Here is a 26,597-nt window from a genome sequence, read left to right as displayed (position 1 = left end):
TCCCGGTGACTGCAGCTGCTCTCCGCCTCTTCACGTCCGAGTCGGTGACCGAGGGGCACCCCGACAAGATCTGCGACCAGATCTCGGACAGCATCCTCGACGCACTGCTGACGGTCGACCCGAACGCGCGCGTCGCCGTCGAGACGATGGTGACCACCGGGCTCGTGCACGTCGCGGGCGAGGTCACGACCTCTGGCTACGTCGAGATCCCCAAGCTCGTCCGTGACGTCATCACCGGCATCGGCTACAACTCGTCGGACGTCTCGTTCGACGGTGCCACCTGCGGTGTCGAGGTCTCGATCGGCGCGCAGTCGCCCGACATCGCGCAGGGTGTGGACGAGTCGCTCGACTCCCGCACCGGTGCGGTCGACCCGCTCGACCGTCAGGGCGCCGGTGACCAGGGCATCATGTTCGGCTTCGCGACGAACGAGACCCCCGAGTACATGCCGGTCGCGATCTGGCTCGCGCACCGTCTGGCCGAGCGCCTCGCCGCGGTCCGCAAGTCGGGCGAGCTGTCGTTCCTGCGCCCGGACGGCAAGACCCAGGTCACCATCGGGTACGACGGCGTCGTGCCGAAGACCGTCGAGACCGTCGTGCTCTCCACGCAGCACTCGCCGAGCGTCACGCTCGACGAGCTCACCGCGGCGATCACCGAGCACGTGATCCGTCCGGTCCTCGACCTGGTCGACCTCGACTCGTCGCACGTCGACGTCATCGTGAACCCGACCGGTCGTTTCGAGATCGGTGGCCCCCAGGGTGACGCCGGGCTCACCGGCCGCAAGGTGATCGTCGACACCTACGGTGGGGCCTCCCGTCACGGTGGCGGCGCGTTCAGCGGCAAGGACCCGTCGAAGGTCGACCGTTCGGCGGCGTACGCGCTGCGCTGGGTCGCCAAGAACGCGGTCGCCGCGGGGCTCGCCGACCGGCTCGAGGTGCAGGTCGCCTACGCGATCGGCCGTGCGAAGCCCGTCGGGCTGTACGTCGAGACCTTCGGCACCGGACACGTCGACGACGCCACGATCGAGGCCGCCATCCGCCAGGTCTTCGACCTGCGTCCGGCCGCGATCATCCGCGACCTCGACCTGCTCCGACCGATCTACGCGCAGACCGCGACCTACGGCCACTTCGGCCGCGAGCTCCCCGGGTTCACGTGGGAGCAGCTCGACCGTGTCGAGGAACTCCGCGCCGCCGCAGGACTCGTCGCCGCGACCGTCTGAAGCACCGCGTGACCACCGTCGCGCGCGTCGTCCTCGACTCGCCGCTCCCGCAGTTGGACCGTCTGTTCGACTACCGGGTGCCGGCCGAGCTCGAGGACGACTGCGTCGCGGGGGTCCGCGTCAAGGTGCCGCTGCGCACCGGGGCACGGATGTCCGACGGCTACGTGGTCGAGATCGTCACCGAGGGTGAGTACCCCGGTGAGCTCAGCCAGATCGAGGCCGTGCTGTCCCCGGTGCCCGTGCTGGCGCCGGAGATCTGGACCCTCGCGCGCGCCGTCGCCGACCGCGCCGCGGGTGTCGCCTCGGACGTCCTGCGCCTGGCCGTGCCACCGCGGCAGGTGCGCGCCGAGAAGGCCTGGCTCGCCCGTGACACCGCGTGGTCGCCGCCGCCGGTGACCGCCCCGCCCGTCACCGGCTACGCCGACGGCGTCCTGGAGGCCGTGGTGACGGAGCACGGGCGCGCCGCGGTCGCCGCCGTGCCCCAGCCCGTGGCGGTGGGTGACGCGGACGCACCGGTCTGGGTGCCGGGGTGGGCCGCGACGCTCGCCCAGGCCGCCGCACACACGGTGGCGGCCGAGCAGTCCGCGGTGATCGCCGTGCCGGACTTCCGCGACGTCATCGACCTCGAGCGCGCCCTGCTCGCCGTGCTGCCGCCGGAACGGGTGGTGCGGTTCGACGCCAAACAGACGAACGGGCAGCGCGCGAAGGCCCTGCTGCAGGCCCGCACGCACCCGGTGGTCGCGATCGGCAACCGTACGGCGATGTACGCGCCGGCGACGGAGCTCGGCCTGATCGCGATGTGGGACGACGGCGACGCCTCGTTCATCGAGCAGCGGGCCCCCTACGTGCACACGCGTGACGTGGCCCTGGTGCGGGCCGCCCAGTCCGGGGCCGCGCTGCTGTTCGTCTCACACGCGCGCAGCACCGACGTGCAACGGCTGGTGGAGCTGCACTGGCTGCAGGACGTCGTGCCCTACCGCGTGAAGACGCCGAAGGTCATCCCCACCGTGCAGCAGACCGGGGCCGAGGGGTTCGCCGCACAGGCGCGCATCCCGAGTTCCGCCTGGCGTGCCGCGCGCGAGGCCAGCCAGCACGGTGCCGTCCTGGTGCAGGTCGCGAGCCCGGGCTTCGGTACGGGGCTGGTCTGCGCCGAGTGCGGCGAACGCGCGCACTGCCGGGTCTGCGGCGGGCCGCTCGGCAGCCCGCACCGCGGCGCCACGCCCCAGTGCCGGTTCTGCGGTGCCCTGGCCGTCAGGTTCCGCTGCCCGACGTGCGGCAACGGCACCGTGAAGCCGGTCGGCCAGGGGGCCCAGCGCACCGCGGAGGAGCTCGGGCGGGCGTTCCCCGGCACCCGGATCATCGTCGCGGACGGATCCCGTCCGCTCGACGAGGTCCCCGCCAAGCCATCGGTCGTCGTCGCCACCCGTGGGGCCGAGCCGTCGGTGCCGGGCGGCTACGCCTGCGTGCTGCTGCTCGACGGCGAGAAGATGCTCTCCCGCGAAGGGCTGCGGGTGCAGGAGGACGTGCTGCGCTTCTGGACGAACGCCGCCGCGAAGTCGGCCCCCGGTGCCGAGGTGTACCTGGTCGGGATTGGCGGGCGCCTGGCCTCCGCGATGGCCCTGTGGCGGCTCGACGGTCCCGCGCACGACGAGCTCACCGACCGCCGCGAACTCCACTTCCCGCCGGCGGTGCGGGTGGCGACGATGACCGGCACCGACGAGGCCGTCATCGCTGCGGTCGAGGCCCTCGGCGACGCTGTCGTCGGTCCGGTGCTCGGCCCGGTCCCGGTCGAGGACGACACGTTGCCGGGCACGGTCCGGGCCATCGTGCGGTTCCCGTACGCGCACGGGGCCGAGGTCGCCGCGACGCTCAAGGCCGAGGTGATCCGGCGCTCGTCGACCCGGCGGGTGCTCAAGGGCGGCAACCGACGACGGGCCGCTCCGACGCTGCGGGTGCGGTTGGACGACGCGGAGCCGTTCTCCGAGGTCTGACCCGGCCGGTCGCGCGTGCGGCCCGACGCAGAACGACACCGCGGACGTCGTCGGACGTCGGCGGTGTCGTTCGGGCGCTGCCGCGGTGTGGCGACAGCCTGGTGCGGGTCGGTCAGGCGTTGGCGGGCCGACGGCGCTCGCGCGGCAGCACGACGCCGAGGGCGACCATGCCGACGGCGAGCACGAGGTGCAGCCAGTTGTCCGCGTTGTTCAGCGGGACGAAGTTCGCACCCGAGCTGTGGCCGGCGGTGAACAGGCCGTAGATCCACAGGACGAAGTAGACGATCCCGCCGATCACCAGGTACATCCGCGAGCCCGATGCGCGCGCCGCGGCGAGCAGGCCCACGACCCCGAACAGCAGGTGCACGATGTTGTGCAGCACGGACACCTGGAAGATGCCGAGCAGCATGCCCATCGACTCGTGTCCGGCCCCGGCCAGGTCGCCCGTGGTGATGCCGGGGATGAAGCCGGCGATCCCGACGAGCAGGAACACGATGCCGACCACGAGCGTGGCCTTCTGGATGGACGAACCGGCGTAGCGGTTGGTGGAAGTGGTGACGTCGCTCATGGTGTCTCCTGGACGGGATTGGTGGGCACGCCGTGCGAGGGCGGGTTGATCTTCGGTCCGGCGGTCGCCGGGGTGACGGCCGAGGGTGCCGAGGCCCCCACGGACACTTCGGGGAGGTGCTCCGGCACGGAACCGGTCGGTTCCGCCCCGCCGTCGAGCGCTTCGATCCGGTGCCGGATCCGTTCGAGCACCGGCAGCCGTGCGCCGTGGGCGTTCTCGTGGTCGAGCAACACCTGGAGCTGCTCGCGGTCGAGGGCCGTCAGGTGCTCGGTCAGGTTGCCGAGCGGGACGTGGTCGAAGTCCGGGATGGGCAGTTCTCGGTCGGTCATGGGGCTCCTTCCGTCGGTGCAGCCAGAACGTACGCAGCCGATGCTCTGCCGGCGCACAGGCAGTCCGGAGCGCCGCGTGCTCTGGACAGGCGGGCGGAGCCCGGGGGTGCTGTCGACGTGGGAGGATCGAGCCCATGCGTCTCGTCGTCGCCGGCAGCCCCGCTGCGGCCGTCCCCACCCTCCGCGCTCTGGCGGCGTCCGACCACGAGATCGTCGCGGTGCTCACGCGGCCGGCCACCCCGCAGGGCCGGAAGCGCGTCCTCACCCCGACCCCGGTGGCCGTCCTCGCCGCGGAACTCGGGCTGCCGGTCATCGAGGCCTCGCGCGTGGACGACGACGTCACCGCCAGGATCGCCGACCTCGACGTCGACCTCGGCGTGATCGTCGCGTACGGCGCGCTGCTCCGCCGCCCGGCCCTCGACGCCCCGCGGCACGGGTGGATCAACCTGCACTTCTCCGACCTGCCGGCGTACCGCGGCGCCGCCCCCGTGCAGCGCGCGGTGATGGCCGGCGACACCCGGACCGCCGCCACCGTCTTCCAGCTGGTGGAGGCGCTCGACGCCGGCCCGGTGTTCGCCGCTCGGCCCTTCGACATCGACCCCGAGGCGACCTCGGGTGAGGTCCTCGCCGCGATGGCCGAGGTCGGCGCCGAGGTGGTGGCCGACGTCGTGGACGGCATCGCCGCCGGCACCGCCGTCGCGACCGAGCAGTCGGGTGAGCCCACCCTCGCCCCGAAGCTCACCATCGAGGACGGCCGCACGGACTTCGCCGCGCCTGCCGCGGTCGTGCACGCACGTCTGCGCGGGGTCACGCCGGAACCGGGTGGGTACGCCCACCTCGGCGAGACCCGAGTGAAGCTGCTCCGCAGCGAGCGCTGGTCGGGAGGCGCGGCGGACCCCGCCCCGTCGCTCGCGCCCGGCGCGCTCGCGCTCCACGGCGGGCGGCTGCTCGTCGGGACCGGTGACGGTCCGCTCGTGCTGCTCGAGGTGCAGCCCGCGGGCAAGAAGGCGATGGACGCCGCCGCCTGGGCCCGTGGCCTGGGCGAACTGGACGGGAAGGTCCTCGCATGAGCCCCCAGACGACGCCCCAGGGTGCCCGCCGCGGCCCGCGTCCGGCCAGCGCCCGCCGGGTCGCGTTCGACGTGCTCCGCGCCGTGCAGGTCGACGACGCCTACGCGAACCTGCTGCTGCCGACACGCATCCGCCGCGCCGGGCTCACCGCCCGCGACGCCGGGTTCGCGACCGAGCTGACCTACGGCACGATCCGGATGCTCGGGCGCTACGACGTGATCATCGCGCTGGCGTCCGGTCGTCGAGCCGAGAACATCGAGGCGGACGTCCTCGACGTGATGCGCCTCGGCGCCCACCAGCTGCTCGCCATGCGCACACCGACCCACGCAGCCGTCGACGCCACGGTCGAGCTCGCCCGCGAGGTCGGAGCCCGCCGAGCCACCGGATTCGTCAACGCGGTGATGCGCAAGATCGCGGCCCGCACCGACGAGCAGTGGGACGCCCTGATCACCGAGGGCCGCGCCGGCGACGCCCTGCTCGCCACCCGCTGGTCGCATCCGGTCTGGGTCGTCGCCGCACTCCGCGACGCCCTTGCCGCCGAACGCTCTCGCGACGAGCTCGCCGCCCTGCTCGCCGCCGACAACGTCGCACCCCGGGTGCAGCTCGCGGCCCTGCCCGGGCTCGCGACCGACGAGGACATCGTCACCGCGACCGTGCGCACCGCGTCGGACGACGACACCGATGCCGCGTTCGCCGACGCGACCGGTGCGGACGACGTGCCCGCGGCGCTGGTGCCCGCCGACGACGAACCGGAGGCCGACGGTGCGACGGGCACCGTGCCTCCCGTCCGGTCCAGCGCACCCGTGGTGCAGGCGGATGCCGCGCCGGTCTCGCCCGTCGGCATCCGCGGTATCAGCGGCGACCCGGCGCGCGTGCCGGGCGTCGCCGCCGGACGCCTGCGCGTGCAGGACGAGGGGTCGCAGCTCGCCGCGCTGGCGCTGAGCCGCTCGTCGGCGGTGCGCGCGGGGGAGCGGTGGCTCGACATGTGCGCCGGCCCCGGCGGCAAGGCCGCGCTGCTCGCCGCCGAGGCGCAGCAGGGTGGCGCGACCCTGGTCGCGAACGAGCTCGTCCCCGCCCGCGCCGGACTCGTGCGGAACGCCCTCGGCGTGTTCGGTGACCACGTTCGGGTCGTCGAGGGCGACGGCCGTCGGTACGGCCGGGACGGCACCGGGATGACCTTCGACCGCATCTTGCTCGACGCCCCGTGCACCGGGCTCGGCGCGCTGCGTCGCCGGCCGGAGGCGCGGTGGCGGAAGGTCCCCGAGGACGTCCAGGAGCTCGCCGCCCTGCAGACCGAACTGCTCGACGCCGCCGTCCGGGTGCTCGCACCGGGCGGGACCCTGGCGTACGTGACGTGCTCGCCGCACCTGGCCGAGACCCGCGGGCAGGTCGACGCGCTGATGGGGCGGCACGGGGACCGGCTCGAGCAGCTCGACACCGCCACGATCGTCCGGGGTGTCGCCGCACGCGACCCCGAGATCGCGGACGGCGCCACCGCGCAGCTGTGGCCGCACCGCATCGGGACGGACGCGATGTTCATCGCGCTGTTCCGTCGCGTCGACTGAGGCCCCGGCCCACGGCACGCCGGTAGGCTTGCCCGGTGACGATCCGCATCTCGCCGAGCATCCTGTCCGCCGACTTCGCGAACCTCGAGCGCGAACTCCAGCGCATCGAGACCGCTGACCTGGTGCACGTCGACGTGATGGACAACCACTTCGTCCCGAACCTGACGCTCGGGCTGCCGATCGTGCAGCGCCTGCAGCAGGTGTCGCCGGTGCCGCTCGACGTGCACCTGATGATCACCGACGCCGACCGCAACGCGCCGAAGTACGCCGAGACGGGTGCGTCGAGCGTCACGTTCCACTTCGAGGCAGCCGACGACCCGGTGGCGACCGCCGCCGCGATCCGGTCGAACGGTGCCCGGGCCGCCGTCGCCGTGAAGCCCGGTACCCCGATCACGCAGGTGCTGCACCACCTCGACGCCTACGACATGATCCTGCTGATGACGGTCGAGCCCGGGTTCGGCGGCCAGTCCTTCATGCCGTCCGTGATGCCGAAGCTCGCCGACACCCGCGCCGCCGTCGACGCCTCCGGGCTCGACGTGTGGCTCGAGGTGGACGGCGGGATCGCCGTGGACACCGTGCCCGAGGCCGTGCGGAGCGGCGCTGACACGCTGGTCGCGGGCTCCGCGGTGTACGGCGGCGAACCCGCTGCGCGCATCGCCGACCTGCGCGAGGCCGCCGCTCGGGCTCGCTCGTGACCGGGGGAGCGCCGGAGCGCACCGGCTTCACCGAGGCGACCACTGCCTCCCGTCCGGACGGTGCGTCGGCAGCGTCAGCGGAGACCGGTAGCCTGGACCCCGTGAAGACGTTCGACGACCTGTTCCAGGAGCTCACCGAGAAGGCGCGCACGCGCCCCGAGGGCTCCGGCACCGTCGCCGAACTGGACGCCGGCGTGCACCAGATCGGCAAGAAGATCGTGGAAGAAGCCGCCGAGGTCTGGATGGCGGCCGAGTACGAGGGCGACGAGCGGACCTCGGAGGAGATCTCCCAGCTGATCTACCACCTCCAGGTCCTCATGGTCGCCAAGGGGCTCACCCCGGCGGACGTCTGGCGACATCTGTAGGAAGCGCCGCCCGGCGCACCGACGACCGCCGACGACCCCACAGAAAGCAGACCCACTGATGCTCCGCATCGCCGTGCCCAACAAGGGCTCCCTGTCCGAGACCGCGTCCGACATGCTGCGGGAGGCCGGGTACGCCGGCCGCCGCGACCCGAAGGCGCTGCACCTGCTCGACGAGCGCAACGGCGTCGAGTTCTTCTTCCTCCGCCCGCGGGACATCGCCACGTACGTGGGGTCCGGCGCGCTCGACGTCGGCATCACCGGCCGCGACCTGCTGCTCGACTCCGGGTCCGAGGCGCACGAGGTCGACGCGCTCGGCTTCGCCGACTCCACCTTCCGGTTCGCCGGCACGCCCGGTCGGTTCGGCTCGCTGCAGGACCTCGACGGCGTCCGGGTCGCCACGAGCTACCCCGGCCTGGTCGGGGCCTTCCTCGCCGAGCACGGGGTCAGCTCCACGCTCGTGAAGCTCGACGGCGCGGTCGAGAGCGCCGTGCGGCTCGGGGTCGCCGACGCCGTGGCCGACGTCGTGTCGACGGGCAGCACGCTCCGGCAGGCGGGCCTCGAGATCTTCGGCCCGGTGATCCTCGAGTCGACCGCGGTGCTCGTCTCCACCGACGAGACCATCCCGGGTATCGACGTCCTGCGCCGACGCCTGCAGGGCGTCCTCGTCGCCCGTGGCTACGTGATGCTCGACTACGACGTCCCCACGGCCCTGCTCGAGCAGGCGACGGCGGTGGCGTCCGGCATCGAGTCGCCCACCGTGTCGCCGCTGCACGACCGCGACTGGGCCGCGGTCCGCGTGATGATCCCGCGCGACGACGCGAACCTCATCATGGACGCGCTCTACGACCTCGGCGCCCGGGCGATCCTCGTCAGCCCGATCCACGCCGCACGCCTGTGACCCTCGGTGGCGTGTCGGTCCGGGTCATCCCGTGCCTCGACGTCAAGGGAGGGCGCGTCGTCAAGGGCGTGAACTTCCTCGACCTGCAGGACGCCGGTGACCCCGTCGAGCTGGCGGCTCGGTACTACGAGCAGGGTGCCGACGAGCTGACCTTCCTCGACGTCGGCGCCACGGTCGAGAACCGGGCGACGATGTACGACACCGTGACCCGGACGGCCGAGCAGGTCTTCATCCCGCTCACCGTCGGCGGCGGGGTGCGCAGTGTGGACGACGTCTCGCGGCTGCAGCAGTGCGGCGCAGACAAGATCGGCGTGAACAGCGCAGCGATCGCCCGGCACGAGCTCATCGGCGAGATCGCCGACCGGTTCGGGGCCCAGGCCGTCGTGCTGTCGCTCGACGTCAAGCGCTCCGACCGGATGCCCTCGGGCTTCGTGGTCACCACCCACGGCGGGCGGACCGAGTCCGACCTCGACGCCATCGCGTGGGCACGCGAGGCCGTCGAGCGGGGCGCGGGGGAGCTGCTCGTCAACTCCATCGACGCCGACGGCACGAAGAACGGGTTCGACCTCGAACTCGTGGCCGCGGTGCGCGCCGTCTCGTCGGTCCCGGTGATCGCCTCGGGAGGCGCGGGTCGCGTCGAGCACTTCGCCCCGGCCGTCGACGCGGGTGCGGATGCAGTCCTCGCCGCCAGCGTCTTCCACCGTGGCGAGATGACCGTGGGGGACGTCAAGGCCGCGCTCCGCGCGACCGGCCACGCCGTCCGCTGATCCGCCGCCGTAGGCTAGGAGCCTCATGACCGACAGCACCAGCACCGACACCGAGGCGGTCCTCGACCGCGCACACTTCGGTGCGGACGGCCTGCTCCCCGCCATCGTGCAGGAGGAATCGTCGAAGGACGTCCTCATGCTCGGCTACATGGACCGGGAAGCCCTCCGCCGCACCCTCACCGAAGGCCGTGTGACCTTCTGGTCGCGGTCGCGGAACGAGTACTGGCGGAAGGGCGACACGTCGGGACACGCCCAGTACGTCCGCGGTGCCGCGCTGGACTGCGACGACGACACGCTCCTCGTCACGGTGCAGCAGGTCGGGGCTGCGTGCCACACCGGTGCGCACCGGTGCTTCGACGTCGACCCGCTCGCGCCCGTGACCATGTCCGCCCCGGCGGACACGGCCGTGGAGCCGAGCCGATGACCACCGCGACGATCTCCGAGACCCCGCACACGACCTCCCGACCGGAGTTCGACGGCCTGCTCGGCGACCACCGTGTCCTGCCGGTCGTCCGCGCGCTGTACGGCGACAGCGAGACGCCGGTCGGCGTCTACCGCAAGCTCGCCGACGGCCGCCCCGGGTCCTTCCTGCTCGAGTCCGCCGGCCAGGGCGGCCTGTGGTCGCGCTGGTCGTTCGTCGGCGTGCGGAGCTTCGGCGTCCTGACCCAGGACGGCGACCGCGCGGCCTGGATCGACACCGGCATCGACGCCGAGCGCGCCGTCGGGTCGCTCGACGGCGCGCCCCTCGAGGTCCTGGCACGGTTGCACGAGCGCTGGGCGACGCCCCGCGTGCCCGGCTCGCCGCCGCTCGTCGGCGGGACCGTCGGCTTCATCGGGTGGGAGGCCGTGCGCCAGCTCGAGCACCTGCCGAACGTGCCGCCGGCCGACTTCGACGTGCCCGGACAGGCGCTGTCCTTCGTCTCCGAACTCGCCGCGCTCGACCACCGCACCGGTCTCGTGCTGCTCGTCGCGAGCGTGCTGAACGACGGCACCGACGACGCGGACACGCTCTGGGCGGACGCGCAGCAGCGCCTCGACCGCATGCAGGGCGACCTGGTGCAGCCGAGCGTCGCGACCGTGGCCGAGGCCTTCGAGATCGCCGAGCCGACCCCCACCCACCGCACGAGTCCGGCCGACTACATGGCGGCCGTCGAGCGCTCGAAGGGCTTCATCCGCGACGGTGACGTGTTCCAGGTCGTCATCTCGCAGCGGTTCGACCACGAGGTCACGGCCGACCCGCTCGACGTCTACCGGGTGCTCCGGACGCTGAACCCCAGTCCGTACATGTACTTCCTCGCCCTCGCGGACACCGCCGACGAGCGGTTCTGGATCGTCGGCGCATCGCCAGAGGCGCTGGTCAAGGTGCAGGGCGACCGCGCCATCACGCACCCGATCGCCGGGTCCCGCCCGCGCGGTGCGACCCCGGAAGCGGACGTCCACCTCGGCGAGGACCTGCTCGGCGACCCGAAGGAGCGCGCCGAGCACCTGATGCTCGTCGACCTCGCACGCAACGACCTGCAGAAGGTGTGCGAGCCGGGCACCGTCAGCGTCACCGAGTTCATGACCGTCGAGCGGTTCAGCCACATCATGCACCTGGTGTCGAGCGTCGAGGGGCGGGTGCGCCCCGACGCCTCGGCGATCGACGTGTTCCGGGCGACGTTCCCGGCCGGCACGCTCTCGGGCGCGCCGAAGCCGCGTGCGCTCGAGATCATCGACGAGCTCGAGCCGGCGAAGCGCGGTGCGTACGCCGGTGTCGTCGGGTACTTCGACTTCGCGGGTGACGCCGACCTGGCGATCGCGATCCGGACCGCCCTGATCAAGGACGGCGTGGCCCGCGTGCAGGCCGGTGCCGGACTCGTCGCGGACTCCGATCCGGAGACCGAGCACGTCGAGGCGGTCAACAAGGCCGCCGCCCCGCTGCGTGCCGTCGCCACCGCCAACCGGATGCGCGAGGTCCGCTCGTGAAGCGCTCGCGTCCGATCGTCGTCGTCGCCGGGCTCCTGGTCGCCGGCGTCATCATGCTCGCCTGGACCCAGACCTGGTTCACCGTCCGCCTGCACGCCGGCGCCGCCGTCACCTCGACGGTCGCGGCCGACGGGGCGGCGGTCGTGCCGCAGTACACCGCGCTGGCGATCGCGAGCCTCGCGCTCTTCCTGGCGATGACCATCGCGGGGCGGGTGCTGCGCATCGTGCTCGCCGCCGTCGAGATCCTGCTCGGCCTCGGCGTGGTCGTCAGCGGCATCACCGCCCTCGGCGACCCGATCGCCGCTGCACGCGGTGCCGTCGGCGAGGTCGCCGGGGTCAGTGACCTCGGTGCCGTCCGCGGTGTCGTGTCGAGCGTCTCCGTGAGCCCGTGGCCCGCCGTCGGGATCGCGGGTGGCGTGCTCGCCGTGCTGCTCGGCGTGGTCGTCATCGTGGTCCAGCGCGCCTGGCCCGGCCCGAGCCGGAAGTACGCTGCCGCCACCGCCGGAGCCGCCGCAGCAGCACGTGCAGCAGCTCCCGTCCAGCGCGACGCGGTCGTCGACTGGGACGACCTGAGCGCGGGCGTGGACCCGACCACCGCCGACGGCGCGGGCGCGGGGGCGCCGAGTGACGACACGGTAGGATCGACAGGGCGTCGCTCGACCGACGACGCCGGAGCAGAACGAGGAGCACCGTGAGCAACACTGAGCCCGCAGAACTCGGCGAAGGCCACTCGCCGGCCGCCTGGACCGCCGTCGTGATCATGCTGATCGGATTCGCGGCAGGCACGCTGTTCTTCTGGTTCGACCAGCCGTGGGGCGTCTGGGCCTCCGCTGGCGTCGTCCTCATCGGCCTCATCGTTGGTGGCGTGATGAAGAAGGCCGGCTACGGCGTCGACGGTCCGAAGTTCGTCCCCAAGCACCACGGCGAGTAGGGGTCTCCCGATGCCGAACGTGCTCGAGACCCTCGTCGCGGGCGCGCTCGAGGACGCCGCCGCCCGTCGTGTCGACCGTCCGTACTCGGACGTCGAACGCGACCTCGACCGGGTGGCGTCGCCGCTCGACGCCCTCGCGTTCCTCAGCCCGGGTGACCGGGTGAAGATCATCGCCGAGGTCAAGCGCGCCAGCCCGTCCCGCGGGTCGATGGCCGCGATCGCCGACCCGGCCGCGCTCGCCGCCGACTACGAGCGTGGCGGGGCCTCGACGATCAGCGTCCTGACCGAGGGCCGCAAGTTCCTCGGCAGCCTCGCCGACCTCGAGGCCGTGAAGGCCCGCGTCGGGGTCCCCGTGCTCCGCAAGGACTTCATCGCCGACCCGTACCAGGTGATCGAGGCCCGGGCGTCCGGAGCCGACGTCGTGCTGCTCATCGTGGCGGCGCTCGAGCAGGCGCGCCTGGTCGAGCTGCACACCCTGGCCGAAGAACTCGGCATGCGCGTGCTGGTCGAGGCGCACTCCGGTGACGAGGTCACGCGTGGCCTCGACGCCGGTGCCCGCATCCTCGGCGTCAACGCGCGGGACCTCACCGACTTCTCGCTCGACCGCGACCTGTTCGGGTCGCTCGCCGACCGCATCCCCGACGGGGTCGTGCGGGTCGCCGAGTCCGCGGTCTCCGGTCCCGCCGACGTCGCCCACTACCGTGCGGCGGGCGCCGACGTCGTGCTGGTCGGCGAAGCGCTCGTGACGGGTGACGACCCCGCCGCGACCCTGGCGTCGTTCGTCGACGCCGCCGACCGGGCCTGACCGGCTCCGCCCACGTATCGAGGCCGCCGACCGCGGCCGCACGTTCCACCCGTCCGACGCGGCCGACCAGCCGCGTCGGACTCGTCCCGGGAGACACATCGTGACCTCACTCCGCGACCTGCACGGCCCCTACTTCGGTGACTTCGGCGGACGCTTCGTCCCCGAGTCCCTCGTCCTCGCGCTCGACGAGCTCGAGGCCGCCTTCCGCCAGGCCTGGGCGGACCCGGCGTTCCGTGCGGAGCTCGACGAGCTGCAGCGCGACTACACCGGGCGCCCCTCGATCATCACCGAGGTGCCGCGGTTCGCGAAGCACGCCGGTGGTGCCCGGGTCATCCTGAAGCGCGAGGACCTGAACCACACCGGGTCCCACAAGATCAACAACGTCCTCGGCCAGGCCCTCGTCGCCCGTCGGCTCGGCAAGACCCGCCTGATCGCGGAGACCGGTGCCGGCCAGCACGGCGTCGCCACCGCGACCGCTGCTGCACTGTTCGGCATGGAGTGCGTCGTCTACATGGGCGCCGTGGACACCGAGCGACAGGCCCTCAACGTGGCCCGGATGCGACTGCTCGGCGCCGAGGTCATCCCCGTCGAGACCGGTTCGCGCACCCTGAAGGACGCCATCAACGACGCCCTGCGCGACTGGGTCGCCAACGTCGAGTCGACGCACTACCTGCTCGGCACGGTCGCCGGTCCGCACCCGTTCCCCGAGATGGTGCGCGAGTTCCACAAGGTCATCGGCGAGGAAGCGCGCCAGCAGGTCCTCGACCGCGTCGGGCGCCTGCCGGACGCCGTCGCGGCCTGCGTCGGCGGCGGATCGAACGCGATGGGCATCTTCGAGGCGTTCCTCGACGACGAGTCCGTCGCGCTGCACGGCTTCGAGGCCGGCGGCGACGGCGTCGAGACCGGTCGGCACGCGGCGAGCATCACGCTCGGTCGCGAGGGCGTGCTGCAGGGCGCGAAGTCGTACCTGATGCAGGACGAGGACGGCCAGACGATCGAGAGCCACAGCATCTCCGCCGGACTCGACTACCCGAGCGTCGGACCGGAGCACGCGTACCTGGCGTCGATCGGCCGCGCGAAGTACCAGCCGATCACCGACACCGAGGCGATGGAGGCGTTCCGCCTGCTGAGCCAGACCGAGGGCATCATCCCGGCGATCGAGTCGTCCCACGCCCTCGCCGGTGCCATGAAGCTCGGCAAGGAGCTCGGCCCCGAGGGCGTCGTGCTCGTGAACCTGTCCGGCCGGGGCGACAAGGACGTCGCGTCCGCCAGTCGCTACTTCGGCATCCTCGACGAGAACGCGGTGCAGCTGTGACCACGAACCGGACCGTCGCCACGACGATCGACACCGCCAACGCCGAGCGCGCCGGAGCCGTCGTCGGCTACCTGCCCGCCGGGTACCCGAACCTGCAGACCAGCGTCGACGCCGCCGTCGCCCTCGCCGAGAACGGCGTGGACGTCATCGAGTTCGGCCTGCCGTACTCGGACCCCGTGATGGACGGCCCCGTGATCCAGCGGGCGGCCGAGGAGAGCCTGGCGAACGGCTTCCGGGTCGCACAGGTCTTCGACGCCGTGCAGCAGATCACCGAGCGGGCCGACGTGCCGGTGCTCGTCATGACGTACTGGAACCCGGTGCTGCGCTACGGCGTGGACCGCTTCGCCGATGACCTCGTCGCCGCCGGAGCCGCCGGCCTCATCACGCCCGACCTCATCCCCGACGAGGCCTCCGCGTGGACCGAGGCCTCCGAGCGGACCGGGCTCGACCGGGTCTTCCTCGCCGCACCGTCCTCGTCGGACGAGCGCATGCGCCAGGCGGTCCAGGCCAGCCGTGGGTTCGTCTACGCCGTCTCCACGATGGGTGTGACCGGTGCACGGGCCGGTGTCGACGTCGCCGCACGCACGGTGGTGTCGCGCCTGCGCGACGCCGGGGTCGAGCGCACCTGCGTGGGACTCGGGATCTCGACGGCCGAGCAGGTCGGCGAGGTGCTCGAGTACGCCGACGGTGCCATCGTCGGGTCCGCGTTCGTCCGCGCGCTGGCCGACCTCGGTGTGCAGGGCGTGGCCGACCGTGCCGCCGACCTCGCCACCGGCGCCCGCCGCCGCTAGTCCAGTTCCTGTCGGGCCCGCGACCCGCGCTACAGTGAGCGAGGCCGACGCCACGTCGACCGCGCCCCGTCAGTTCCGAAAGGCGACAGCACCTCCATGCCCCTCCTGAGCATCCCGAGCCCGAGCACCGCCTGGCAGTACTTCGACCTGACCGCCTGGCTGCGCGACGCGTTCGGCTGGTCGCTGCCCCTCGACTTCCGCATCCACGCGTACGCGATCTGCATCCTGATCGGGATCGTGGCCGCGGTCGTCCTGGCGAACCGCCGACTCAACGCCCGCGGCGTCGAGCGCTGGATCATCATCGACATCGCGATCTGGGCCGTGCCCGCCGGCATCATCGGCGGTCGCCTCTTCCACGTGTTCACCCACGTGTCCGACTACTTCGGCCCCGGCATCGACCCGCTGTCCTTCCTGTACATCTGGGAGGGCGGGCTCGCCATCTTCGGCGCACTCATCCTCGGGTCGGTCGGCGCGTGGATCGGCTGCCGCCAGGTGGGCCTGCGCTTCACGTCGTTCATCGACGCCGTGGTGCCGGGCGTCCTGCTCGCGCAGGCCTTCGGCCGTCTGGGCAACTACTTCAACCAGGAACTCTTCGGCATGCCGACGAGCCTGCCCTGGGGCCTCGAGATCGACTCGAGCAACGCCGCGTTCCCGAAGGGTCTGCCCGAGGGCACGCTGTTCCACCCGACGTTCCTGTACGAGATCATCTGGAACGTCCTGGGTGTCGTCGTCATCCTGTTCCTCGCGCGCAAGTTCACGCTGCAGTGGGGCAAGGTCCTCGGCCTGTACCTGATCTGGTACGGCGCCGGACGCTCGGTGCTCGAGTCCATCCGCGTCGACACGAGCGAGACCTTCTTCGGGGTCCGCACCAACGTGTGGGTCGCCCTCGCCGCGGTCGTCATCGGCATCCTGATCTTCGTGGTGCAGAGCCGCCGGCACACCGGCAAGGAGCCGAGCCCGTACCTGCCGGGTCGCGGGCCCCGTCCGACCTCCGTTGTAGACTCCGAGGACACCTTCTCGGAGCACGACGACGACGCAGCAGACGGCGTCACGAGCGACGAACCGGTCACGACCACTCGCTGATCCCGTGGTGGGAGCACCCGCTCCCGACGACCACCGGTCACGTGCAGCACCACCAGCAGCAGCACCAGACGGTCTCCGCCACAAGCGGGGCCCAGCAACCTCGCCGGCCGGCAGGGCAACTCACTGACGGCGGGCACGGGCACCAGTCCCGCCCGCTCGGGCGGAACGCACCACCGGGCCACCGCTGTCCCTGTTCCACTTCCTCGTGAGGACGGTTCCCCATGGCGCTCCAGCCAACCCAGCCCTCGGCACCGACGAGCCTCGTGCCGCCGCACCGCCGCTTCTCCGCGATCCCGGACGCCACGGGGATGTACGACCCGGCGAACGAGAAGGACGCCTGCGGACTCGCGATGGTCGCGACCCTGCGCGGCACGCCCGGTCACGACATCGTCGACGCGGCGCTCGGTGCGCTCCGGAACCTCGAGCACCGCGGTGCCGTGGGCTCCGACGCGGGCACCGGTGACGGCGCGGGCATCCTCTGCCAGGTGCCCGACGAGTTCCTCCGGGCCGTCGTGCCCTTCGAGCTGCCGGCAGCGGGGGAGTACGCCGTCGGTACCGCCTACCTGCCCCTGGACGACGACGCGCGCCACGCGGTGAAGGGCGCCGTCGAGCGGCTCGCCCGCGAAGAGGGCCTGAAGGTCCTCGGGTGGCGCGAGGTCCCGGTGCGTCCGGAGGTCCTCGGCACGCTCGCCCGTGCCGCGATGCCGGCGTTCGAGCAGCTGTTCGTCGCCTCCATCCGGCACGACGTGCACGGTGCCTCGTGGAGCGGCATCGCGCTCGACCGCCAGGCCTTCCGGCTCCGCAAGCGCGCCGAGCACGACAACGACCTGTACTTCATGTCGCTGTCGAGCCGCACCATGGTCTACAAGGGCATGGTCACGACGCTGCAGCTCGAGCCGTTCTACCCGGACCTCAGCGACGAGCGCTTCGCGTCGAAGCTCGCGATCGTGCACTCGCGCTACTCCACCAACACGTTCCCGTCGTGGCCGCTCGCGCAGCCGTTCCGGACGATCGCCCACAACGGTGAGATCAACACCGTGCGCGGCAACCGCAACTGGATGCGCGCGCGCCAGTCGCAGCTCGAGAGCGAACTGCTCGGCGACATGGCCCCGCTGCTGCCCATCGTGAGCCCGGGGGCGAGCGACTCGGCCTCGTTCGACGAGGTCCTCGAGCTGCTGACCCTGACCGGCCGGACCCTGCCGCACGCCGTGTCGATGATGGTGCCCGAGGCGTGGGAGAACCAGGTCGGGATGGACCCGGACCTCCGCGCGTTCTACGAGTACCACTCGATGCTCATGGAGCCGTGGGACGGCCCCGCCGCGATCACCTTCACCGACGGCTCGCTCGTCGGCGCCACCCTCGACCGCAACGGCCTGCGCCCCGGACGCTTCCTGGTCACCGACGACGGCCTCATCGTGATGGGCTCCGAGACCGGGGTCATCGACGTGCCGGCCGCCAAGGTCGTGCGCAAGGGCCGTCTGCGTCCGGGCCGGATGTTCCTGGTGGACACCGAGGCCGGCCGCATCATCGAGGACGACGAGGTCAAGCGCGAGCTCGCCGCCTCGGGTCCGTGGGGCGACTGGCTCGAAGCCGGACGCATCAACCTCAACGACCTGCCGGAGCGCGAGCACATCGTGCACACCCCGGCGTCGGTCACCCGTCGTCAGCGCGCGTTCGGGTACACCGAGGAAGAAGTCCGGATCCTGCTGCGCCCGATGGCGGCAGCGGGTGCCGAACCCCTGGGCGCGATGGGCTCGGACACCCCGATCGCCGTGCTGTCGGAGCGTCCACGCCTGCTCTTCGACTACTTCACGCAGCAGTTCGCGCAGGTGACCAACCCGCCGCTCGACTCGATCCGTGAGCAGGTCATCACCTCGATGGGGATGGGGCTCGGTCCGGAGCGCAACCTGCTCTCCGCCGGGCCCGAGCACGCGAAGCAGATCACGCTCGACTTCCCGGTGATCGACAACGACCAGCTCGCCAAGGTCCAGCACTTCGAGACCGAGTCGGGTCGCCACCTGACGGTCACGATCAAGGGCCTGTACCGCGTCGACGCCGGCAAGAAGGCGATGCAGAAGCGCATCGCCGCCGTGTGCGACGAGGTCGACGCCGCGATCGAGTCCGGCAAGCAGTTCATCGTGCTGTCCGACCGCGACGGCAACTCCGAGCAGGCACCGGTGCCGAGCCTCCTGCTCCTCGCCGCGGTCCACCACCACCTGATCCGCACCGAGCAGCGCATGAAGGTCGGGCTCATCGTCGAGGCCGGCGACGTGCGCGAGGTCCACCACGTGGCGACCCTCATCGGGTACGGCGCCTCGGCGATCAACCCGTACCTGGCGATGGAGACCTGCGAGAACCTGGTGCGCGCCGGCATGATCCCCGGGATCACCCCGGAGCAGGCCGTCAAGAACGTCATCAAGGCGCTCGGCAAGGGCGTGCTGAAGATCATGTCGAAGATGGGCATCTCCACGGTGTCCAGCTACGCCGGTGCGCAGGCGTTCGAGGCCGTCGGGCTCAGCCAGGAGTTCGTCGACAAGTACTTCACGGGCACCTCGTCGATCCTGGGCGGCGTCGACATCGACGTCATCGCCAAGGAGAACGCCGAGCGGCACGCCCAGGCGTACCCGCAGGACGGTGCGGTGCTCTCCCACGAGCGGCTGCAGATCGGTGGCGAGTACCAGTGGCGCCGTCAGGGCCCGCCGCACCTGTTCAACCCGGACACGGTGTTCCGCCTGCAGCACGCCACGCGTGCCCGCCGGTACGACATCTTCCGCGAGTACTCGAGCGCCGTGGACGACCAGTCCGAGCAGCTCATGACGCTCCGCGGGCTGTTCCGGTTCAAGCAGGGCGCTCGGAAGCCCATCGCACTCGACGAGGTCGAGTCGATCGAGTCGATCGTCAAGCGGTTCAACACCGGTGCGATGTCCTACGGGTCCATCTCGAAGGAGGCCCACGAGACGCTCGCCATCGCGATGAACCGACTCGGTGGCCGATCGAACACGGGTGAGGGCGGCGAGGACGTCGACCGGCTCCTCGACCCCGAGCGCCGCAGCGCGATCAAGCAGGTCGCCTCCGGCCGGTTCGGCGTGACGAGCATGTACCTCACGCACGCCACCGACATCCAGCTCAAGATGGCGCAGGGCGCGAAGCCCGGCGAGGGCGGTCAGCTGCCCCCGGCCAAGGTCTACCCCTGGGTGGCCCGCACCCGGCACGCCACCGCGGGCGTCGGCCTCATCTCGCCGCCGCCGCACCACGACATCTACTCCATCGAGGACCTCAAGCAGCTGATCTTCGACGTCAAGCGCGCCAACCCGGCCGCCCGCGTCCACGTGAAGCTCGTGAGCCAGTCCGGCATCGGTGCGGTCGCGGCCGGTGTGACGAAGGCCCTGGCTGACGTCGTGCTCGTGTCCGGCCACGACGGCGGCACCGGCGCGAGCCCGCTGAACTCGCTCAAGCACGCCGGCACCCCGTGGGAGATCGGCCTGGCCGAGACCCAGCAGACGCTCATGCTGAACGGCATGCGCGACCGCGTCGTCGTGCAGGTGGACGGGCAGATGAAGACCGGACGCGACGTCGTCGTGGCCGCGTTGCTCGGGGCCGAGGAGTACGGCTTCGCGACCGCCCCGCTCGTGGTCGAGGGCTGCATCCTGATGCGCGTCTGCCACCTGGACACCTGCCCGGTCGGCGTCGCCACGCAGAACCCCGAGCTCCGCAAGCGGTTCTCCGGCAAGCCCGAGTTCGTCGTGAACTTCTTCGAGTTCATCGCACAAGAGGTCCGCGAGCTCCTCGCCGAGCTCGGCTTCCGCAGCCTCGACGAGGCCATCGGGCAGACCGACGCGCTCGACGTCGACCGTGCCGTCGAGCACTGGAAGGCGTCGGGCCTCGACCTCGCGCCGGTGCTCAAGGGACCGCACTTCGACGACGCCGAACCGCGCCGCCGCCACCGCGAGCAGGACCACGAACTGGACCAGCACTTCGACGTGCAGCTCATCCAGCAGACCGCGGACGTGCTCGACCACGGCGGTTCGATCGCGCTCGACCTGCCCATCCGCAACACCGAGCGCGCCGTCGGCACCATGCTCGGCCACCAGGTGACCCTGCGGCACGGCGAGCACGGCCTGCCGAACGGATCGATCGACGTGACGCTGCGCGGTTCCGCCGGGCAGTCGCTCGGTGCGTTCCTGCCGGCGGGCATCACGCTGCGGCTCATCGGCGACAGCAACGACTACGTCGGCAAGGGGCTCTCCGGCGGTCAGATCGTCGTCCGTCCCGACGCCGGTTCGGGCTTCGACCCCGCCGAGAACGTCATCGCGGGCAACGTCATCGGGTACGGCGCCACCCAGGGCAGCATGTTCATCCGCGGCATCGTGGGCGAGCGGTTCCTGGTGCGGAACTCCGGTGCCACGGCCGTCGTCGAGGGCGTGGGCGACCACGCGCTCGAGTACATGACGGGCGGGCTCGCGCTCATCCTCGGCGAGACCGGTCGGAACCTCGGTGCCGGCATGTCCGGTGGAACGGCGTACGTCCGAGGCCTGCGCCAGGAACACGTGAACACCGACGCACTGGCGTCCGGCGAACTCCGGCTCGAGGCGCTCGACAGCGCCGACGTCGAGATCGTCACCGACCTGCTCACCCGGCACGCCGACGAGACGGGGTCGACGCTCGCGTCCGACCTGCTGGCGTCCGGAGACCTGAGCGACTTCGTCAAGGTGCTGCCGCGCGACTACGCGGCGGTGCTCGAGACGCGCAGACAGGCCGTCGACGAGGGGCTCGACCCCGACGGTGACATCGTTTGGAACAGGATCATGGAGGTGACCGGTGGCTGAGCGTCACGCACGTCCGGAACAGGCAGTGCCCGACACGACCTCGGAGGTGACCGGTGGCTGACCCCAAGGGATTCCTGAAGGTCCAGGAACGCGAACTCCCGCCCCGGCGACCCGTGCCCGTGCGGCTCATGGACTGGAAAGAGGTCTACGAGCAGCAGGAGTCCGGTGTCCTGAAGCGCCAGGCCGGCCGCTGCATGGACTGTGGTGTGCCGTTCTGCCACCAGGGCTGCCCGCTCGGCAACCTGATCCCGGAGTGGAACGACCTGACCTGGCGCGGTGAGGGCCGCCAGGCGATCGAGCGCCTGCACGAGACGAACAACTTCCCGGAGTTCACGGGTCGGCTCTGCCCCGCCCCGTGCGAGTCGTCGTGCGTGCTCGGCATCAACCAGCCCCCGGTGACGATCAAGCAGGTCGAGGTCTCGATCATCGACCAGGCGTTCCAGAACGGCTGGGTCACCCCGCACCCGCCGGAGCGCCTGACGGGCAAGACCGTCGCCGTCGTGGGCTCCGGCCCCGCCGGGCTCGCCGCCGCGCAGCAGCTCACGCGTGCCGGCCACACGGTCGCCGTCTACGAGCGGGACGACCGCATCGGCGGCCTGCTCCGCTACGGCATCCCGGACTTCAAGATGGAGAAGCGCCAGATCGACGCGCGCCTCGCCCAGATGCAGGCCGAGGGCACCCGGTTCCGTGCCGGGGTCGAGATCGGCAGGGACATCACCTGGGATGACCTGAAGTCGCGCTACGACGCGGTCGTCGTCGCCACCGGTGCCACGGTGCCGCGCGACCTGCCGATCCCGGGGCGCGACCTCGAGGGCGTGCATTTCGCCATGGACTACCTGGTCCAGCAGAACAAGGCGAACGCGGGCACGACGGTCGACAACCAGATCACGGCCGAGGGCAAGCACGTCGTCGTCATCGGCGGCGGCGACACCGGCGCGGACTGCATCGGTACCGCCCACCGCCAGGGCGCGTTGAGCGTGACGAACCTGGCGATCGGCAAGCAGCCGCCGCTCGAGCGTCCGTCGGACCAGCCGTGGCCGATGTTCCCGACCGTGTTCGAGATCACGAGCGCCCACGAAGAGGGCGGCGAGCGGCACTTCCTCGCCTCCACCGTCGAGTTCCTGTCGAACGACGCCGGCGAGGTCCGCGCACTGCGGGTCGCCGAGACCGAGTACCTCGACGGCCGACGGGTCCCGAAGGCGGGCAGCGAGCGGGAGATCCCGGCCGACCTCGTCCTCATCGCGATGGGCTTCACCGGCCCCGAGGCGGACACCATCGAGCCGCAGCTCGGTCTTCCGACCACGGTCTCCGGGGCGCTCGACCGCCGTGCCGACTACGCGACCAACGAGGCCGGCGTGTTCGTCGCCGGCGACGCGGGTCGTGGGCAGTCGCTCATCGTGTGGGCGATCGCCGAGGGCCGTGCCGCGGCCGCACAGGTCGACGAGTACCTCGAGGGCTCCACGATCCTGCCGGCACCGGTCAAGGCGACCGACCGGGCGATCTCCGTCTGATGTCGGACGCGCACCAGATGTCGGGCCGCCGCCAGGCGGCGGACCGTCTCCACCAGATGCTCATGCTCCCGTGAGCGCGAGGCCACCAGCACTCGGTAGGGTGCTGGTGGCCTCGCTTCGTTCCGCGCGGCCCCACAGCGCGGAAACCCAAGCTCCATCCACCACCACGAAGGAATCCATTGAGACGCGCAAAGATCGTTTCGACGCTCGGACCGGCAACGTCGGACTACGAGACCGTCAAGGAGATCATCGAAGCGGGCGTCGACGTCGCCCGCCTCAACCTCAGCCACGGTGACTACAGCGTCCACGAGGCCAACTACGTCAACGTCCGTCGTGCCGCCGAAGAACTCGGCAAGCCCGTCGCGATCCTCGTCGACCTGCAGGGTCCGAAGATCCGTCTGGCACGGTTCGCCGACGGCCCGCACGATCTGGCAGTCGGTGACATCTTCACCATCACGACCGAGGACGTCCCCGGTTCGAAGGAGATCTGCGGCACGACGTTCAAGGGCCTGCCGCAGGACGTCAAGCCCGGCGACCCGCTGCTCATCGACGACGGCCGTGTCCGCCTCCGTGTCCTCGACACCGACGGCGTGCGGGTCCGCACCGAGGTCGTCGTCCCCGGCACGGTGTCCAACAACAAGGGCATCAACCTGCCCGGTGTCGCCGTCAACGTCCCCGCGCTGAGCGAGAAGGACGAGGCCGACCTGCGCTGGGCGATCCGCCAGGGCGCCGACCTCATCGCGCTGTCGTTCGTGCGCAACGCGAGCGACGTCGTGCGTGCCCACGAGATCATGGACGAAGAAGGCAAGCGCCTGCCGGTCATCGCCAAGGTCGAGAAGCCCCAGGCCGTCGACGCGCTCGAGGAGATCATCGACGCCTTCGACAGCATCATGGTCGCCCGCGGTGACCTCGGCGTCGAGCTCCCGCTCGAGGCCGTCCCGATCGTGCAGAAGCGCGCCGTCGAGCTGTCCCGCCGCATGGCGAAGCCGGTCATCGTCGCGACGCAGATGCTCGAGTCGATGATCTCGTCGCCGATCCCCACCCGCGCCGAGACGTCCGACGTCGCGAACGCCGTCCTCGACGGTGCCGACGCGGTCATGCTGTCCGGTGAGACGAGCGTCGGTGAGTACCCGGTGCAGACCGTCCGCACCATGGCCCGCATCGTCGAGTCCACCGAGGACCACGGTCTCGAGCGCATCGCCCCGCTCGGCACCAAGCCGCGCACCCTCGGTGGTGCGATCACCCTCGCCGCCGTCGAGATCGCCGAGTTCACCGAGGCGTCGTACCTCTGCGTCTTCACCGAGTCCGGCGACTCGGCCCGCCGCATGTCGCGCCTGCGCCACGGTCTGCCGATCATCGCCTTCACCCCGAACGAGGCCACGCGCCGCCGGATGGCCCTCACCTGGGGTGTCCGTTCGTTCCTGGTGGAGCGGAAGACCCACACCGACGAGCTCTTCTCGCAGGTGGACGACGTCCTCCTCGAGAACGGCCTGGCCGCCCCCGGCGACCGCGTCATCGTGACGGCCGGGTCCCCTCCCGGCATCGAGGGCTCGACGAACGACCTGCGCGTGCACCGGGTGGGCGACGCCCACGCCGAGGCCGCGCCGGCGTACGTCCGGGACTGATCCGAGGGATCCGTCGCCACCAGGGCGCGGACTGGAGGCCCGGCGCGCGCAGCGCCGACCGCTTCCGGTCCGCGCCCTGCCGCGTCTCCACGGCCCTGGTGGTGACCGGACGTCGGCCGCAGGCGGCAGGATGGTCGCTGTGAGCCTCCGATCCGACACCCCGGCGCCGCGCGCCGACGTCCGCCGCTGGCGTCGCTACCTGGCCGACGAACGTGCGGAGGCGGCCGTGTACCGCAATCTCGCTGCCCGCCGTTCCGGCGAGGAGCGCGAGATCCTCGCCGCGCTGGCCGAGGCCGAGGGACGGCACGCCGACCACTGGCTCGACCTGCTCGGCGACGACGTCGGACGGCCGCAGCGGGGGAGCCTGCGCACCCGGGTGCTCGCCGTGCTCGCCAAGCGGTTCGGGTCGGTCTTCGTCCTCGCGCTCATGCAGCGCGCCGAGGACCGCTCCCCGTACGCCGACGACTCGGACGCGACCGCGCGGATGGCCGCCGACGAGCGGATCCACGGCGAGGTCGTACGCGGGCTCGCGAACCGGGGCCGGATGCGGCTGTCCGGCACGTTCCGGGCGGCGGTGTTCGGCGCGAACGACGGCCTGGTGTCCAACCTGGCGCTCATCATCGGCATCAGTGCTTCCGGGGCCGACCGGCACTTCGTGCTGCTGAGCGGCATCGCCGGCCTGCTCGCCGGCGCGTTGTCGATGGGGGCGGGGGAGTACGTCTCCGTCCGGTCGCAGCGCGAACTGCTCGAGGCGTCCGCGCCGCACCCCGAGGCCGGCAAGGCGGTGTCGGACCTCGACGTCGACGCGAACGAGCTCGCGCTGGTCTACCGCGCGCGCGGGATGTCCGAGGCCGAGGCGACCGAGCACGCCGCGCAGGTGCTGTCAGGCATCGGCGAGCGGCGACCGGCGACCGGTTCGACCGCGGTCGCGGACGACCACGAGGCGGTCGGCACCGGGCTGAGCGCCGCGGTGTCGAGCTTCTGCTTCTTCGCCTCGGGCGCGATCATCCCGGTGCTGCCGTTCCTGTTCGGCATGCAGGGCTGGCCGGCGATCGCGGTGGCCGGCGGGCTGGTGGGCATCGCCCTGCTCGGCACCGGTGCCGTCGTCGGCGTGCTGAGCGGAGCGTCCCCCGGCAAGCGGGCCTTCCGGCAGCTCGCCATCGGGTTCGGCGCGGCGATCGTCACCTACGTGCTCGGGCTGCTGTTCGGCACCGGATCGGCCTAGCGGCGGACGGCGGCGAGCGGCCGGCGAGCCGCGGCTAGCGGCGGACGGCGGCGCGCGGCGGCAGGAGCAGCAGGGCCGCGGCACCGACGACGATGAGCGCGATGCCGGCGAAGACCATGAAGACGGTCAGCGCGAGTCCGGGTGCGACCAGCACGACGATGCCCCCGATGATCGACAGCACGCCGCTGACGACCGTCGGGACACGTGACGATCCCGGGTGGCCGACGAAGCCGCCGACGATCGCGGCGACCCCCTCGATCAGGAACCCGACCCCGGCGAGCACGGCGTAGACGACGAGCGGGATCGCCGGGTCGAGCAGGGTCACGAGCCCCGCGACCGCGACCAGGCCGCCGACGATGCCGGACGTCCACCGCCACACCGGACGGGTGCCGTGCCCACGCACCGCGGCGAAGACCCGGAGCGCTCCGGCCACGACGAGGTACACGCCGAACAGCAGCGCCACGAGCACGAGCGACGGGCGGGGCCAGACGATGGCCACGATGCCCAGTGCGATGGCGACGACGGCGGTGACGACGACGAACACCCGGAACGTCCTGACGGCACGAGAATCCACGAGCGCTCCTCCCTGATCGCCAGCGCTGGTGTCCAGCACGCTACCCGTCGGAGCCGCGGGCCGTGCAACGACCTGCAACCCCCGCGGTCGTACCGTGCGGAGCAGGCGCGCGACCCGTGCGCCCCGACAGCGTCGTCGAAAGGGCACCACCATGACCATCGCACCCTCGCCCACCAGCTACGCCGCACCCGGCGAGCCCGGCTCCCTGGTCACGGTTGTGGCTGGTTCAAGTGCTGCAGTGGAGCTGGTGCGGACTTGCTGCGGACTCGAGCGCCCAGCAATAAGCTGCCCCCTCCGTCAGGGACGGAGGGGGCAGCTTCGAGCTCTGTCAGTTGGGCCGGTGGGTGCCAAGCGAGATCGCTTGCGCTCGCAACCATGCGCGCCGTTCGGCGTCACGCCGCTCCGCTGTGGTGCGGGCGTCGTTTGGGGGACTGGATGACTTGTCGGTGTGACCAGACGTCGTGGGCTGGATGCTCGTCAT

23 protein-coding genes are annotated in these 26,597 nt (G+C 71.8%); 20 read left to right on the top strand and 3 right to left on the bottom strand.

The window, feature by feature from the left end:
- The first annotated feature begins 5 nt into the window (after positions 1-5).
- A complete protein-coding gene (gene metK / locus DEJ29_RS10050; protein WP_110858970.1) occupies positions 6-1,217 on the top strand; it encodes a methionine adenosyltransferase in 1,212 nt (403 codons plus the stop codon).
- Positions 1,218-1,225: 8 nt separating this feature from the next.
- Complete coding sequence (locus tag DEJ29_RS10045) at positions 1,226-3,208, top strand: primosomal protein N' family DNA-binding protein (RefSeq protein WP_111094243.1); 1,983 nt, start codon at positions 1,226-1,228, stop codon at positions 3,206-3,208.
- A 112-nt stretch (positions 3,209-3,320) separates the two neighbouring features.
- Here DEJ29_RS10045 and DEJ29_RS10040 read toward each other — a convergent pair whose 3' ends face one another.
- Entirely contained in the window at positions 3,321-3,776 is a 456-nt protein-coding gene (locus tag DEJ29_RS10040; RefSeq protein WP_111094244.1) for a DUF4383 domain-containing protein, read from the bottom strand.
- A complete protein-coding gene (locus DEJ29_RS10035; RefSeq protein WP_111094245.1) occupies positions 3,773-4,105 on the bottom strand; it encodes a DUF8129 domain-containing protein in 333 nt (110 codons plus the stop codon). Before DEJ29_RS10035 ends, DEJ29_RS10040 begins: the two co-directional genes overlap by 4 nt.
- A gap of 134 nt (positions 4,106-4,239) precedes the next feature.
- On the opposite strand from DEJ29_RS10035, the gene fmt reads away from it, so the two are divergent.
- The 18 genes from fmt (at position 4,240) to DEJ29_RS09945 (ending at position 25,542) form a co-directional block, all read left to right on the top strand.
- Positions 4,240-5,175, top strand: a complete 936-nt coding sequence (gene fmt / locus DEJ29_RS10030) for a methionyl-tRNA formyltransferase (RefSeq protein WP_111094246.1) — start codon at positions 4,240-4,242, stop codon at positions 5,173-5,175.
- A complete protein-coding gene (locus DEJ29_RS10025) occupies positions 5,172-6,740 on the top strand; it encodes an RsmB/NOP family class I SAM-dependent RNA methyltransferase (protein WP_258375887.1) in 1,569 nt (522 codons plus the stop codon). The genes fmt and DEJ29_RS10025 overlap by 4 nt, the downstream gene beginning before the upstream one ends.
- A 35-nt stretch (positions 6,741-6,775) precedes the next feature.
- Positions 6,776-7,435, top strand: a complete 660-nt coding sequence (rpe, locus tag DEJ29_RS10020; RefSeq protein ID WP_111094247.1) for a ribulose-phosphate 3-epimerase — start codon at positions 6,776-6,778, stop codon at positions 7,433-7,435.
- A 101-nt stretch (positions 7,436-7,536) separates the two neighbouring features.
- On the top strand, positions 7,537-7,800 hold the full coding sequence (locus DEJ29_RS10015; RefSeq protein ID WP_027465728.1) for a phosphoribosyl-ATP diphosphatase: 264 nt from the start codon (positions 7,537-7,539) through the stop codon (positions 7,798-7,800).
- 58 nt (positions 7,801-7,858) lie between these two features.
- Complete coding sequence (gene hisG / locus DEJ29_RS10010; protein WP_071403725.1) at positions 7,859-8,698, top strand: ATP phosphoribosyltransferase; 840 nt, start codon at positions 7,859-7,861, stop codon at positions 8,696-8,698.
- Positions 8,699-8,709: 11 nt separating this feature from the next.
- Positions 8,710-9,465, top strand: coding sequence for an imidazole glycerol phosphate synthase subunit HisF (gene hisF, locus DEJ29_RS10005; RefSeq protein ID WP_232536485.1), 756 nt, complete (start codon positions 8,710-8,712; stop codon positions 9,463-9,465).
- 25 nt (positions 9,466-9,490) lie between these two features.
- The gene (gene hisI, locus DEJ29_RS10000; protein WP_111094249.1) at positions 9,491-9,889 is read left to right on the top strand and encodes a phosphoribosyl-AMP cyclohydrolase; all 399 of its coding nucleotides are present in this window, start codon (positions 9,491-9,493) and stop codon (positions 9,887-9,889) included.
- Entirely contained in the window at positions 9,886-11,430 is a 1,545-nt protein-coding gene (locus DEJ29_RS09995; protein ID WP_071403728.1) for an anthranilate synthase component I, read from the top strand. The genes hisI and DEJ29_RS09995 overlap by 4 nt, the downstream gene beginning before the upstream one ends.
- Positions 11,427-12,125: a Trp biosynthesis-associated membrane protein gene (locus DEJ29_RS09990; protein ID WP_110864562.1), complete on the top strand. Its 699-nt coding sequence runs from the start codon at positions 11,427-11,429 to the stop codon at positions 12,123-12,125. The genes DEJ29_RS09995 and DEJ29_RS09990 overlap by 4 nt, the downstream gene beginning before the upstream one ends.
- Positions 12,122-12,361, top strand: coding sequence for an HGxxPAAW family protein (locus tag DEJ29_RS09985; protein ID WP_017887200.1), 240 nt, complete (start codon positions 12,122-12,124; stop codon positions 12,359-12,361). Before DEJ29_RS09990 ends, DEJ29_RS09985 begins: the two co-directional genes overlap by 4 nt.
- Positions 12,362-12,380: 19 nt before the next feature.
- Entirely contained in the window at positions 12,381-13,166 is a 786-nt protein-coding gene (gene trpC, locus DEJ29_RS09980) for an indole-3-glycerol phosphate synthase TrpC (RefSeq protein WP_111039113.1), read from the top strand.
- 100 nt (positions 13,167-13,266) lie between these two features.
- On the top strand, positions 13,267-14,481 hold the full coding sequence (trpB, locus tag DEJ29_RS09975) for a tryptophan synthase subunit beta (protein ID WP_071244754.1): 1,215 nt from the start codon (positions 13,267-13,269) through the stop codon (positions 14,479-14,481).
- The gene (gene trpA, locus DEJ29_RS09970; RefSeq protein WP_111094250.1) at positions 14,478-15,272 is read left to right on the top strand and encodes a tryptophan synthase subunit alpha; all 795 of its coding nucleotides are present in this window, start codon (positions 14,478-14,480) and stop codon (positions 15,270-15,272) included. The genes trpB and trpA overlap by 4 nt, the downstream gene beginning before the upstream one ends.
- A gap of 96 nt (positions 15,273-15,368) precedes the next feature.
- Positions 15,369-16,355 carry a prolipoprotein diacylglyceryl transferase gene (gene lgt / locus DEJ29_RS09965; RefSeq protein ID WP_071244753.1) on the top strand — a complete coding sequence of 329 codons (987 nt, stop codon included), beginning with the start codon at positions 15,369-15,371 and terminating at the stop codon, positions 16,353-16,355.
- Positions 16,356-16,576: 221 nt separating this feature from the next.
- Positions 16,577-21,181, top strand: a complete 4,605-nt coding sequence (gltB, locus tag DEJ29_RS09960; RefSeq protein ID WP_372501410.1) for a glutamate synthase large subunit — start codon at positions 16,577-16,579, stop codon at positions 21,179-21,181.
- Between the two features lie 53 nt (positions 21,182-21,234).
- Positions 21,235-22,692 carry a glutamate synthase subunit beta gene (locus DEJ29_RS09955; protein WP_111094251.1) on the top strand — a complete coding sequence of 486 codons (1,458 nt, stop codon included), beginning with the start codon at positions 21,235-21,237 and terminating at the stop codon, positions 22,690-22,692.
- A 179-nt stretch (positions 22,693-22,871) separates the two neighbouring features.
- Positions 22,872-24,317, top strand: coding sequence for a pyruvate kinase (gene pyk, locus DEJ29_RS09950; protein WP_017887208.1), 1,446 nt, complete (start codon positions 22,872-22,874; stop codon positions 24,315-24,317).
- Between the two features lie 130 nt (positions 24,318-24,447).
- The gene (locus DEJ29_RS09945) at positions 24,448-25,542 is read left to right on the top strand and encodes a VIT1/CCC1 transporter family protein (protein WP_111094252.1); all 1,095 of its coding nucleotides are present in this window, start codon (positions 24,448-24,450) and stop codon (positions 25,540-25,542) included.
- 34 nt (positions 25,543-25,576) lie between these two features.
- Here DEJ29_RS09945 and DEJ29_RS09940 read toward each other — a convergent pair whose 3' ends face one another.
- Positions 25,577-26,116, bottom strand: coding sequence for an HdeD family acid-resistance protein (locus DEJ29_RS09940; protein ID WP_173033968.1), 540 nt, complete (start codon positions 26,114-26,116; stop codon positions 25,577-25,579).
- Positions 26,117-26,597 lie beyond the last annotated feature (481 nt).

Source organism: Curtobacterium sp. MCPF17_021 (genome assembly GCF_003234605.2).
In the GTDB taxonomy this organism is placed as follows: Bacteria; Actinomycetota; Actinomycetes; order Actinomycetales; family Microbacteriaceae; genus Curtobacterium; species Curtobacterium flaccumfaciens.
This window is presented reverse-complemented; position numbering and strand designations above follow the sequence as displayed.